Raw genomic sequence first — 12,982 nt, forward strand, 5'->3', positions numbered from 1 at the left:
TATTGGATTCGGGATTTTTTTACCCATATTTTAACTTCTGACGTACATATAATGTTGTATGCCCTTATCATTATGTTGTGTTTCATTTTTGGAGCTTATTGTTTCACTATTGCATGCTTTGTGAAAGGATGGAATAATATGAGTGCGTATAGTCCGGCACCGACTGCCAACATGGTACAGTTGTCCTGTATAATCGCCTTCCGAAATGAAAATAAAAACATTACAAAACTTATAAGTGGGTTACAGCAGCAAACCGACAAAGAGCACGAAATTATACTTGTTGATGATGGTAGTTCGGATGGCTCCTATGAGTTAGCCCGTAATTTAACTGCAGATTTAGATCGTTTTGTTATATTAAAAAATAAAGGGGTCGGAAAAAAAGCCGCGTTGGAAACCGGAGTTGGGGAGGCACAGTCCGACTATGTTGTTTTTACGGATGCCGACTGTATTCATCCGCCCAATTGGTTAAGAAGCATTTCTCGATTTTTGGGAGAGTATAAAGTGGATTTATTGGTGGGGGCGGTGGTGCTCATTCGTCCTGAAAGCAAATTCGAATTATTTCAAAGTATCGATTTTTTAAGCTTGGTAACTTCTGGTGCAGGTGCAATTGGATCCGAAAGGGCCATCATGTGTAATGGGGCCAATTTGGCAGTAAAAAAGAGCGTATGGCTAAATGCAATCCCGCAATTACAGAACGGATATGCTTCAGGCGATGATATTTTTCTGTTGCAGTTTTGTGTGGCTAATCAAAAAGAAATCAGGTTTCTAAAGAATAAAGATTCTATAGTGGAGACTTTTCCTCAAAAGAAAATGAAAGATTTCCTGAAGCAAAGGGTCCGTTGGGCTTCAAAGAGTAAAGGCTATACCGACTTTTTTACCCTTTTTGTGGCCTGGCTGGTTTTTTTAACCAATTTAATGTTGGCAGCAATACCCATCATATTTATTATAGATAGTTACATCGGATTATGGACAATAACGTGGGGCATCATTAAAATGATGTTTGATTATGTGCTTATTAATAAAGGTGCCAAATTTTTTAATGTGCCAATTAAGTTTAAAAACTACATTTGGATAGCATGTGTTTATCCACTTTATATTGTTATATCGGTATATAATGCTGCTTTTAGCCATCAAGAATGGAAGGGAAGAGCGATTTGAAATATAGGAAGGAGGTAAATTTTCGCCATCAATTCGCATAGCCAAACCAAAGCTTAAGCCCATTTAATCGTGTATAAATTTATCAGGGATGCTTTTGTTGTTTTTGGCCCCTAATTCCTTTATTTTTTCGGCCTTTGAAATCAGGTTGCCCCGGCCATTTTGCAGTTTCAGCATGGATGCGGAGTAATTGTTTTGCAGCTGATGGATATTTTGGCCTATCTTATCCAGGTCGGTTAAAAAGTTAACCAGCTTGTCATACAAAGCCCCGCTTTGCTCGGCGATTTCCTGGGCATTTTTCGTCTGATTTTCCTGTTTCCAGATGGACGAGATCGTTTTAAGGGTAGCCAATAATGTAGATGGGCTAACCGGAACTATTTTCCGGTCCCAGGCAAATGTGAACAAATCTTTGTCTGCTTCAATGGCTACCGCAAAAGAGGCCTCAACAGGAATAAACATCAAAACAAAATCAGGTGAGTTTATATGGGTTGCCGCTGCGTAATTTTTCTCATGCAAACCTTTTATGTGCTCCCTAAGGCTTGTTTTGTGTCTTTTAATAGCATGTTCCTGTTCTTCCTTTGCACTGGCATTAACGTATTCGTCGTATGCTGTGAGTGACAGCTTGGAGTCAATAATGAGATGTTTGTTCTCGGGTAAGTCTATAATTACGTCGGGTCGTATGGATTGTCCTTCAGAATTTTTGCCAAGAACTTCCCTTCTGTATTCCCGCCCTTTGGTGAGTCCCGATTGCTCTAGAACGCGTTCCAAAATCATTTCGCCCCAATTTCCCATTTTTTTTACATCCCCCTTCAGGGCACGGGTTAGATTACCGGCTTCTTCACTTATTTTATGGTTCAGATCAAATAAGCGTTTCACCTCAGCCTGCAAGCTTAGTTTGTCCCTTACTTCCTTATCGTAGGTATCTTCAACTTTCTTCTCGAATTGGATTATCTTTTCTTTTAGCGGAGACAAAAGGTCAGAAAGTTTTTGATGGTTTTGCTCACTGATCTCTTTGCTCCTGTGGCTAAGCACGCGATTGGCTATGTTTTCAAACTCAAGTGTAAGTTTCTCCTGCAACTCTTGTAACTCTTTAGCTTTTTCGTTATTGGTTTTAATAAGATTCGAGTTCTCCGTATCGACTGCCGCAACATGTAATTTAGCCTGAACAAGTTCGTTTTGCACGCTTGTCAATTGTTCTTGTAATTCGGTATTGATTTTGGAGAACTGTTCGTTCTCAAGTTCCAGGCGTATGGATTGTATCTTGTTTTCGGATTTTTTTGAATGGAAAAATATGAAGCTGACAACAGAAACAAGGAATGAGCCAACGGTAAACCCTATTGTAATTTGAAGTAAATCCATAATTCAAAATTAAAAAAGGATATTCAACTATGAATACCCTTACGTTTTTTATTGCATTATACCTAAAAAAATAAACCTACTTTTTTTGTCAAAGGGGTATTATAGGCAAAAAGTCTTATCAATCATTTTGATGTATAACTAGTATTAGTTCCTTTGAAATTTTCCATAAAAAATGTCTCTAAGGTTTGAGCAACCATTGATGGGAAAAATGGTTCTTTGCTGGATGATTTACTAAATTGCGATATAACGAAACTTAGCCTATTTATTCAAACCGGTGATGCGTCAGTTTGATTTACATTACTAACCTAGGGCTCTGCCACGTTTTGCCCCAGGCTATTAAACCTCACCCCTCAAGGCTCGATTCCCATCTTCGACATATAAATAACGGATCACTGCTAATCAATCACTAAGGCATCTTATACATATATGCGTTGATGTTCATGCCGGCACCAACCGAGGTCATCATCACATAATCGCCACTTTCTAATTTTTGTCCGTTTAGCTTACCTTTAACAATAAGGTCGAACAAAGTTGGTACGGTGGCCACAGAGCTATTCCCCAATGTTTTAATGGTCATGGGCATAATATCGTAATCCACGTTACGTTCGCCATATAAACGATAAATGCGTTTGAGTATCGCTTCGTCCATTTTTGCGTTGGCCTGATGGATAAGAATCTTTTTAACATCGGTTAAAGTTAAATTGTTAGCATCCAAACATTCCTTTGCCAACAAGGGAACGTTGGTGAGTGCATAGTTATATAATCTTCGCCCGTGCATTTTAAGGTACATGTGGTCGTCTTCAAGATCGGGGTTGTATGAATTTCCCATTTGAAGCAAATCCAGATGCTCTTCGGTATCTGTTCTGGCAGAATGTTTGAGAATCCCCACGGGCTCCTCGCTTTCAACGGCCTCGAGAAGAGCAGCTCCCGCTCCGTCGGCAAAAATCATGGAGTCCCTGTCGTGGGGATCCATCATTCTGCTTAAAGTGTCGGCACCAATAACCAAGGCACTTTTTGCATCACCCGATTCAATAAAATATTTGGCCTGAATCATGGCTTGTGTCCAGCCCGGGCAGCCAAATGTAATGTCGTATGCAATAGTCCTTGGGTTTTTTATCTTCAGCTTTTGCTTAACTCTCGAAGCTAAGGTCGGCAGTGTATCAGGAAAGTGGCTGCCGTGTTTTATATCGCCCAGGTTATGGGCAACAATAATGTAGTCAAGTTTTTCGCCATCAAAACCGGCAGCCTCCAAAGCATTTTTCGCTGCGAAGGTCGCTATGTCTGATGTAACATGTTTTTGATCCGTGCATCTCCGCTCAACAATGTCAGTAATCTGTTCGAATTTTTGAACAATTTCCTCTCCCGGAGTTTCGATTTTTGTGCCATCACTATTTAAAAACAGTTGACTGGCAAAATCAATGTTTTTTACCACTACCGGGGGGATATAAGAGCCCGTGCCGGTAGCGACAGCATAAATTTTCATTATTTTCGATTTTTGCTATTGTATATCTGCAGCAATTTATTTACCCAAAAACTGCCTGTATATATATCATGGCACTCGTACCATGATATATATACTACTATTGTAAAAACTTCAACTCAAACTTTGTGCCGTCCCAAACGCCATACGACCTGTGGTTTACCCAATCGCCAAGATATACGAACTGACTGTTATCCATAAAATCTTTGTGCAGAGCGATGTGTCTGTGTCCAAATACAAAGTAATCGAAGTGTTCTTTTTCTAAAACATCCCTGGCATGAAGCATCAAATATTCTTTGTCTTCGCCCAGAAATTGTGACTCATTGGAGTTTTCATTTTTCAATCTGCTCTGTTTGGACCATTTACGGGCAAATCCAACCGCAAAATTAGGGTGGATTCGAGCAAACATCCATTGTAAAAACTTATTGGTAAAAACCCATTTTAATCTATTGTATGCCTTATCGTAAGGACCAAGACCATCACCGTGGGCCAAATAGAATGTTTTGCCGTTAAGCTTGGTTTTAAAAGGGTCGCGATGGATTATCATTCCGGTTTCTTTGGGAAGATAATCGAAAACCCAGATATCGTGGTTACCCGTAAAAAAATGAACAGGTATACCTTTATCGGTAAACTCGCATATTTTACCCAAAAACCGGCTGAAACCTCTGGGAACGACATGTTGATACTCAAACCAAAAGTCAAAAATATCTCCAAGCAAATATAATTCTGCAGCGTCTTCTTTTATGGAGTCTAACCAATCAACAAACACCTTTTCGTGTTTTTTACCATCTTTTATGGATGGAGCACCCAAGTGAACATCCGATGCAAAATATATCTTTTCCCCTTTTTTCAACTGTATCTATTTCATAAACAAACGCACAAAGATATTAGATTTATTATATCAAAAAAGGGAAAATCTGTTCGAATTTCCCTTTAATATATTCTATTGAAGTTATTTAGTTAAGTAAGTCATCCAGTTTCTCATCCAAAATTCTCCCAAATAAGTCTTTACCAATAATTTCACCTTCTTTACTGATCAGGTAATTCGCCGGCAGTTGCCGAACGTTGTATAATCGAGCGGGATATGAGCTGGTGTATTTGAGGTCACTCACATTTATCCACGGAAGTTTGTCTTGTTCGACGGCAGCTTCCCAAAGCAATTTGCTTTTATCAAGAGATACTTGGTATACCTCAAAGCCTTTAGGCTTGTACTTATTGTATATTTTCAATAATCGTTTGTTCTCCATTCTGGATTTAGCGTCCCACGATGCCCAAAATGACAGCAATACCATTTTCCCGTTCAGGGATGAAAGCTTTATTTTTTTACCATTAAGGTTTTCTTCCTCAATATCGGGTACCGATGCTAAAGTTTTTCCTTCCGCCATTAGCTTCTCTGTAAACGCTTGTGTGCGTTGTTCTTTTTGAATGCTCAATACAAACTGTTTTAATTGCTGAACCCTTGGTGATTCCGGATACAAGAGATCAAGGCTGGTGGCAACAGTAGTAAATATATTCAAATCCTTTTTTTCATTAGGGTTCAAAATAAGGCTTCCATCGTCAAAGCGTTGGAATACAGCATAGTAACTAGCGAAGGAGCGAGAGTTCGTCATCACAAAGTCAAAGATAAAGTCCTTTTGCTTGTCTACTATTTCAATCATTTCATCTCTAATCTTTTTTCTATCATCTTCTTCTGTTTCGGGAAGGCTGTTGAATACAGTAACTAAACTGTCGATATCGTTTTTCGTATTCTCCAATTTACGATTAAGCGTTTTAACATACGACGATCCCATTGAATTCTTAACATTGTAGCTTTCCGCTAAATTTGAACTTTCCGCTGTCACTTCAATTTTTTCTGTTGAATCCGCTAACAGGGTTATTAAGTTGTTGTCCGCTAATTTTAACAAAAGGAATCTGGGGTATTCAAGGCGAGGAATCGAAAATTTAAAGTTTCCATTTGCCTTGAGTTTGATAGAATCCAAATCAACGGTTCCGTCTAAATTTAGTTGCTGAAAATAGAGTGTTTTTCCTTCGGCACCATTAATTTTACCGCTGACCTTTAATTGGTCTTTATTTGAACAGGCCGTCGCTAAGAGTATAAACCCTAAAAAAAGTATGATTCGAGATGTATTCATTTGTCAATTAGTGTTTTGAATTGTCCTTGAGTTTTTGGTCGCCCAAAGATATCATTATTTTTTGATATTGCTACGTATGGTCAGCTCGAGCTCATCTCCCCAAATGTCCCTGTTTATGATAGTTCCGGCACTGTCAACAACAAAGTTGCATGGGAGGGACCGTACACCGGTTTCAACTAAATCTAAAGAATGTACCGACATGGTATCAATCAAGTGCCAATAAGGGAGTCTGTGTTTTTTAATATGGGCCAGCCAATTTTTTTTGTTTTTGGTGTAGGCTACCATTACGGTTTTTAATCCTTGGGAGCCATAGCGATACATCATACTTTTGGTTTGTTTCAGTTTGGCATCGTCCATCAAGTCATGGCCCGACCAAAAGATGATGTGGGTAGGTTTTCCGTTCATATCCTTTAGTGTAACGATCTCATTCCAATTGGTTCGCGCTCTCAGTTCGGGAAACTTGTTTCCTTTATGATAATGTCCTTCTGCCCGGATTAAAGCGTAGGTTTGCATGATTTTTTTATCGTACTCTGCAAAAAGTTTTTTAAGTTGCTCATCGCTGGTTAATTGTTCTGCATTATCTACGAATAATTGTAAGTCGGACTCAAGGGAAAAAAGAGAATTGTTGCCTGCTTTTTGGTTTAACATTAAAAAGTCAATGATAGGAGAATTAGCCTCCTTTGCAATTCTCAAGCTTTTGTTTCTTAGGTCTTTAATAAGTATATCCTTTCTGCGGTAAAGGTTTTGATACAGGGAGTCGTTCAGTGCCTGTCCCTCCATATAACTAAATTCCTCCGAAAGTTTTTTAAGTTTAGAGTTAAATTCATGATTTATTTTCTCCAGTTCCCAGTAACTCATCAAAAGTTTTGAATTGTTGCTTTTACAAGATTCCAGCAGGTTGTTAGCATCAACTTGTAAATAAACATAGTCGGTTGGTTTGAGGAAAAAATTAATCTTGCCCCCATCCTGAAACTGTAAGTAAAAGAAACCTATTGTTTTAATACTTTGTTTGGAAACAGAAAATACGCCTTCCGAATCTACATCAGCAGTATCTAATGCTACATCAGCAGCTCCATCCTCAAACAGAAAAACTTTATTTCCGTTGTAATTGGATATGTGTCCTTCAATTAAAGGAATTTGCTTTACCTTTTTCTCAGAACAAGAGGTAATCACAAACAGTAAGCACGCGAGTATATATATAAAGGTTTTCATTATTTGTGTAAATGGTTAAAATCTTTCAACAAGTCTTCTAAAAATGTTTTAGCCGATCCGTTAATATCCCGTATCTCTAACTTTTGTTTCAGTGCATTCTGCAATTTAAGTTGCATAGGATGGTATTCAACATCAGTACCGGTATCGTTTTTCGCCTCCACAAAATTCAATACTTCTTTGATAGTGGCAGCATCTTCATCGCTCAACCGACTCGATTGTGGATAAACGGTTGTGTAATCTTTGGGCACTTCGATGTATGTGGTTTCTTCAAATAGATTTTTGTGCGAAGTTTTAACCACGGAAGTGCCTGTGGCCAAATCGCCTAAACGTTGGGATTTATTACTTACCAAAATGGCAAGTACCGCCACAGCACCCGACAATAGCCATATGTCAATTATACGCATAATCCATCTTATAAGACAGGTGCCCAAGGTTAGTTCGGAGCCATCGAGTTTAGCCACCCTTATTTTGAGTACCATTTTACCAAATGTTTGGCCATTTAAAAACAACTCGGAAAGTAAACTGTAGAACATAATGGGTAATACAAAAATAATCTGCCACAATTGAAGGCCTCCGGTTTGCGAAAAAACAATCAACCATAGGATTGCCCATGAACTTAATACCAAAAGGTCAAAACCAAAAGCCAATATACGATCGCCTATGCCTGCCATCCTATATTCCAAATCAATATTTTGAGTAGTGGAAACACTTACGTACTCCATGAATACAGTTTAAATTGTTAAATAAACGGAAATCAAATGTAACAAATTTACTTCTATTACTTATATTTGAATCATTAATACGTCCTATTTTTAATTGAGCTTAACTTGTCGTGAAAGAAATAACCTTTATTAACCGCAATAAGTCGCGCTGGCAAAGTTTTGAGGAAAACATGAAGAAGGGCGATAAATTGAACCCGGACGAGCTTGCCGACCAGTTTATACAATTGACCGACGATTTGGCATATGCGAGAACGTTCTTTCCAAAGTCAGGAACGATTTCATATCTCAATTCATTAACGGTAAAAACACACCAGGAGATATACAAAAACAAGAAGGAGAAGTCGAGTCGTTTTAAAACTTTCTGGTTGACGGAACTTCCGTTGGAATTTTATCACAGTCGAAAGTACTTCCTTATATCCTTGGTTATTTTTTTAATAGCCGGAACGCTTGGTGCAGTTTCTGCCTTAAATGACGATGGTTTTGTTCGGCTGATTTTAGGGGATACCTATGTGAACACTACTCTCGACAATATTGAAAAAGGTGACCCAATGGGTATCTATGGGACCATGGGAGAGTTTGAAATGTTTTTAGCCATCACATCCAATAATATTTGGGTTTCGTTCGTGGTTTTTGTTTTTGGCATGCTTACCTCGCTTGGCGTTGGTTTTGTTCTGGTGCAAAACGGTATCATGGTAGGAGCGTTTCAGGCATTTTTTTATCAAAAGCAGCTGTTCTCGGTTTCTTCCTTAGCTATTTATATTCACGGAGCGTTGGAGCTTCCGGGAATTGTGATTGCAGGGGGAGCCGGAATTATTTTAGGGAATAGTTTTTTGTTTCCCGGAACCCTCCCCCGAATTACTGCCCTGGGTATCGGAGTGCGGAGAGGCGTGAAAATTATGATTGGGTTGGTGCCCATTTTTTTGGTAGCTGGATTTTTAGAGAGTTTTGTTACCAGGCATTATGATAACATGCCACTTAGCATTAATTTAATCATCATATTGGGTTCGTTGTCATTTATCATTTGGTATTTCTTCAGATACCCAAATTTGGTTTTTAAAAGATTTACAAAGGAAGCTCACCATTTAAAATCCAAACAAATTAAATAAGAATATATGTTTGACGAGAAAGTAGAATTAAGGAGAAAAAGAGATTTTAGCGACGTTTTAAATGCCACGTTTGCGTTTATTAGACAGGAATATAAAGTCCTGGGGTATGCATTGCTTTTGTATGCGGGTATCCCCGTGCTTATTCAAGCCATATTAAGTGGTATTTATGTAGATACTACATTAACTAATTTCCTGAATAATATTGGGAATCCATCTGCGTCAGAGGAGTTTGTGCGTACGATGCCCGGCAAAGCGATTATGTTTAATATGATTAATCTTATTGTACAAATATTCTTGACTGGATTGGCCTATTGTTATGTTGTTCTCTATGTAGAAAGGGGGGCGGGAAATGTTGAGGTTAAGGAAGTTTGGAATAAATTCACTTCGTTATTTGCCGCATATATCGGATTTAATATCATTTCGGTTTTGGTAGTTATTGTTGCCTTTATTGCATTGATTGTTCCAGGTATATATGTGATGGTGCCATTGTCCTTAATCTTAATCGTTAAAACAGCAGAAAACGAAGGGTTTGGAAATACTTTATCAAGATGTTTTTATTTGGTGAAAGATCACTGGTGGCAAACATTCGGATTATTAATCATTGCATCTATTATCATGTTTGTATTGAGTGCTGTTTTTGGTGTTCCCGCCGGTATAATTGCCGGAGCTCAAAGTGTTTTGGAGGAAAACATGACGGGCGTTTCCATACCTTTTATGATTACCACCGTTATATCCACCATCGGAACCGCGATTGTAACACCACTTCCCTCCATTGTTATCTCGTTTCAATATTACAGCCTGGTAGAACATAAGGATAACTTGTCATTATTGGGCAAGATTGACAAAATTAACGAAGAGCCGGAAGTCAAAGATGAATAGCAAATCGCGTTATACAATTCTATTTTTAATCCTACTTACTTTAATTGGGAAGGATGCCAATGCCCAGGATTCTGCCAAAGTGGAGGCTTGGGATAGGTCGCATGTGGATTACAGGCCTGCATCCATCGACAAAATGGAAGCGTATAAGCGAATGCCCCAATATGTTTATGACAGGTACGAGAAACCTGAAACCTGGTGGGAAAAATTCAAGCGATGGTTCTGGTCGAAGATTTTACGCAGTGGGTTAAATGGTAAGGCCTTTTTATATGTGCTGATGGGAATGGCTGTTTTAATATTGCTGTTTGTGATTTTAAAACTATTGGGCATTAAAATTTCTAGCTTGTTTATCTTTACCGGAGACAGTAAAGTTCAAAACCTCAGTTTTAAACAGGGGGATGATGATATTTACAACGAAAATCTGGAAAAAGTTTTAGATGTGGCCATAAAAAACAAGGCCTATCGCGAGGCGGTAAGGGTAATGTACCTTTTAAGTTTAAGACATTTGGATAGTTCGGATTTGATTGAATGGAAACCCTGGAAAACCAATAAGGAATATTATTACGAGTTAAAGTCGGGCGAACACAAAAAATTGTTTAAAAGATTGGTAATAAGCTACGAATATATCTGGTATGGCCAATTTAGTGTAGAGGCAGAAAAGTTTGGGTTCGTTCGCTCAGAGTTTGATGCGTTTGAACGACTCATTCAAAAAGGAAAAATTTCGGCTTAACCATGGGAAAAGGTATACATAACAAATATCTGGTTTTTGGAGTTACAGCTGCCTTTATGTTGTATTTAATGGTTCTGATAATTTCGCCCGGCCAGATAGATTGGAGCCTTAGTTTTTCAAAAGATGATAAAATTCCGTTTGGTAACAGTATCTTGTTTGATGAATTGGAGCAGCTGTTTGCCAAAGAGGATATTAAAACAGCTCATACGCCCATCTATAATTTTTTAAAGGACAGGCGCCTTGAGGGTGCGGGAATCATTTATATCAACGATTCGTTTGAACCGGACAAATTTGATTTGGGAAAAATGTTGAATGTTGTTGAATCCGGTAATAATATATTTATAGCTGCGGTAGAGTTTTCCGAACAAGTAAAAGATACCCTAGGATTTAAGATGGATGAGGATTTTTCGTTTAGATTAATGCAACAGGATTCCATTCAGTTAAACCTGGTAAACCCAAAACTTAAATCCCCATGGGGATACCATTACAAAAGAGCTTACCACAGAGCTTATTTTCAATCGTACGACACACTAAAAACAACTGTACTCGGATTGGGGGAAAAAGCTAAAACCAATTTTATTAAAATAAAATATGGAGCAGGAAACTTCTTTATCAATACCAACCCATTGGCATTTACCAATTATAATTTGTTGATTGGAGAGAACTACGAATACGTCTTTAAATGTTTGTCCTACCTTCCCGGAGCAGAGGTTATTTGGGACGAGTTTTACAAGCAGGATGCGCCAATCTCAGGATCGGAGTTTAGATACATACTCTCGCAAAAAGCGTTGCGATATGCCTGGTATATTATGTTTTTCGGGATTCTCATCTACATGGTTTTTGCGGCTAAACGTCAACAGCGGATGATACCCATCATTAACGCTCCTGAAAATACTACCCTTACCTTTATTGAAACCATAGGCCGGTTGTATTTCAGGAAAAGGGACCATCTCGATATCGCAAAAAAGAAGTATACCTATTTTCTGGAGTTTCTACGAACAAAATATTACATCGATACGGCTAATATAAATTCCGAATTGTACGATGCGATAGCCGAAAAATGTGAGGTGCCAATCAGAACCGTAAAACAGCTTTTTGATATTGCGGTAAAACTGCAGCAGGTTAAAAGTATTTCGGAAGAGGATTTAGAGCAGTTTAATAAGAAAATTGAATTTTTCTACGATAAATGTAGGACTACAAAAAAATAAAGACTCAAAATATGCAAGACCAAACACCATTTGAAAACAGACTTGATCTGGAGGAATTAAACCGTGCCGCATTTCAAATAAAAAACGAGATAGCAAAAGTTATCGTTGGGCAGGAAAAAATCATTGACTTGATGTTAACCGCCTTGTTGGCCAATGGTCATATTTTATTGGAAGGTGTTCCCGGCGTGGCAAAAACCATGCTTTCCAAATTAATGGCCAGATGCATATCTTCAGGGTTTAAACGAATCCAGTTTACGCCAGACCTGATGCCCTCGGATGTTTTGGGAACCACCATTTTTAATATGGGGAAATCGGAGTTTGAATTCAAACAAGGCCCCATCTTTTCAAATTTGATTTTGATAGATGAAATCAACCGTGCGCCCGCAAAAACACAGGCAGCCCTGTTCGAGGTAATGGAAGAACGTCAGGTAACCGTTGATGGAGAATGCAGAAAGATGGAAGCGCCGTTTATCGTGTTTGCAACGCAAAACCCGGTGGAGCACGAAGGTACTTACCGTTTGCCTGAGGCTCAGCTGGACCGTTTCTTGTTTAAGATTGAACTGGATTATCCATCATTAGCAGAGGAGGTACAAATATTAAGCAATGCACAAGAACGTGCAAATACAGCAGAACTGTCGCTGGTGAATGCGGTAATTTCGGCAGATCAGATGGTGGCTTTGCAGGAATTGGTAAGAAAAGTGTTGGTGGAACCTAACCTGATCCGGTATATTGCCCAGGTTGTTGAGAAGACCCGTAAATCAAATGCCCTGTTTTTAGGAGGAAGCCCGAGGGCTTCGCTTGCTATTTTGAATGCGGCCAAAGCATATGCGGCTATAGAAGCACGTGATTTTGTGACTCCTGAAGACATTAAGTTTGTAATTACACCTGTATTGACACATCGTGTTATCCTAACTCCCGAAAAGGAAATGGAAGGAGTAAAGACCAATGCCGTAATTCAACAAATTGTGGATTCTGTTGAAATACCCAGGTAAGCAAAGTCCA

General features: G+C 38.7%; 12 protein-coding genes. 6 read left to right on the plus strand and 6 right to left on the minus strand.

Annotated features, from left to right (window positions below; translation table 11 throughout):
• Window positions 1–138 precede the first annotated feature (138 nt).
• A complete protein-coding gene (locus ACRD64_RS04465; RefSeq protein WP_430932015.1) occupies window positions 139–1,158 on the plus strand; it encodes a glycosyltransferase in 1,020 nt (339 codons plus the stop codon).
• Window positions 1,159–1,221: 63 nt separating this feature from the next.
• On the opposite strand, the gene ACRD64_RS04470 is transcribed toward ACRD64_RS04465, so the two are convergent.
• From ACRD64_RS04470 to ACRD64_RS04495, 6 genes are all read right to left on the minus strand, one after another.
• Complete coding sequence (locus ACRD64_RS04470) at window positions 1,222–2,514, minus strand: DNA recombination protein RmuC (RefSeq protein WP_430932016.1); 1,293 nt, start codon at window positions 2,512–2,514, stop codon at window positions 1,222–1,224.
• 406 nt (window positions 2,515–2,920) lie between these two features.
• Window positions 2,921–3,997, minus strand: a complete 1,077-nt coding sequence (locus tag ACRD64_RS04475) for a 3-oxoacyl-ACP synthase III family protein (protein WP_430932017.1) — start codon at window positions 3,995–3,997, stop codon at window positions 2,921–2,923.
• Window positions 3,998–4,094: 97 nt separating this feature from the next.
• Window positions 4,095–4,847, minus strand: coding sequence for a UDP-2,3-diacylglucosamine diphosphatase (locus tag ACRD64_RS04480; protein ID WP_430932018.1), 753 nt, complete (start codon window positions 4,845–4,847; stop codon window positions 4,095–4,097).
• 103 nt (window positions 4,848–4,950) lie between these two features.
• Window positions 4,951–6,126: a redoxin domain-containing protein gene (locus tag ACRD64_RS04485; RefSeq protein WP_430932020.1), complete on the minus strand. Its 1,176-nt coding sequence runs from the start codon at window positions 6,124–6,126 to the stop codon at window positions 4,951–4,953.
• Between the two features lie 54 nt (window positions 6,127–6,180).
• Window positions 6,181–7,338: a TlpA family protein disulfide reductase gene (locus ACRD64_RS04490; RefSeq protein WP_430932021.1), complete on the minus strand. Its 1,158-nt coding sequence runs from the start codon at window positions 7,336–7,338 to the stop codon at window positions 6,181–6,183.
• Complete coding sequence (locus ACRD64_RS04495; RefSeq protein WP_430932022.1) at window positions 7,338–8,060, minus strand: RDD family protein; 723 nt, start codon at window positions 8,058–8,060, stop codon at window positions 7,338–7,340. The genes ACRD64_RS04490 and ACRD64_RS04495 overlap by 1 nt, the downstream gene beginning before the upstream one ends.
• A 110-nt stretch (window positions 8,061–8,170) precedes the next feature.
• Here ACRD64_RS04495 and ACRD64_RS04500 point away from each other — a divergent pair, with 110 nt between their 5' ends.
• The 5 genes from ACRD64_RS04500 to ACRD64_RS04520 are packed head-to-tail and all read left to right on the plus strand — an operon-like array spanning window position 8,171 to window position 12,972.
• Window positions 8,171–9,166, plus strand: a complete 996-nt coding sequence (locus ACRD64_RS04500; protein ID WP_430932023.1) for a stage II sporulation protein M — start codon at window positions 8,171–8,173, stop codon at window positions 9,164–9,166.
• 6 nt (window positions 9,167–9,172) lie between these two features.
• Window positions 9,173–10,045, plus strand: a complete 873-nt coding sequence (locus ACRD64_RS04505; protein WP_430932024.1) for a hypothetical protein — start codon at window positions 9,173–9,175, stop codon at window positions 10,043–10,045.
• The gene (locus ACRD64_RS04510) at window positions 10,038–10,772 is read left to right on the plus strand and encodes a DUF4129 domain-containing protein (RefSeq protein ID WP_430932025.1); all 735 of its coding nucleotides are present in this window, start codon (window positions 10,038–10,040) and stop codon (window positions 10,770–10,772) included. The genes ACRD64_RS04505 and ACRD64_RS04510 overlap by 8 nt, the downstream gene beginning before the upstream one ends.
• Before the next feature lie 2 nt (window positions 10,773–10,774).
• Complete coding sequence (locus ACRD64_RS04515) at window positions 10,775–11,980, plus strand: DUF4350 domain-containing protein (RefSeq protein ID WP_430932026.1); 1,206 nt, start codon at window positions 10,775–10,777, stop codon at window positions 11,978–11,980.
• Between the two features lie 11 nt (window positions 11,981–11,991).
• Window positions 11,992–12,972: an AAA family ATPase gene (locus ACRD64_RS04520; RefSeq protein ID WP_430932027.1), complete on the plus strand. Its 981-nt coding sequence runs from the start codon at window positions 11,992–11,994 to the stop codon at window positions 12,970–12,972.
• Window positions 12,973–12,982 lie beyond the last annotated feature (10 nt).

The organism is Saccharicrinis sp. 156 (genome assembly GCF_050589685.1).
In the GTDB taxonomy this organism is placed as follows: Bacteria; Bacteroidota; Bacteroidia; order Bacteroidales; family Marinilabiliaceae; genus Saccharicrinis.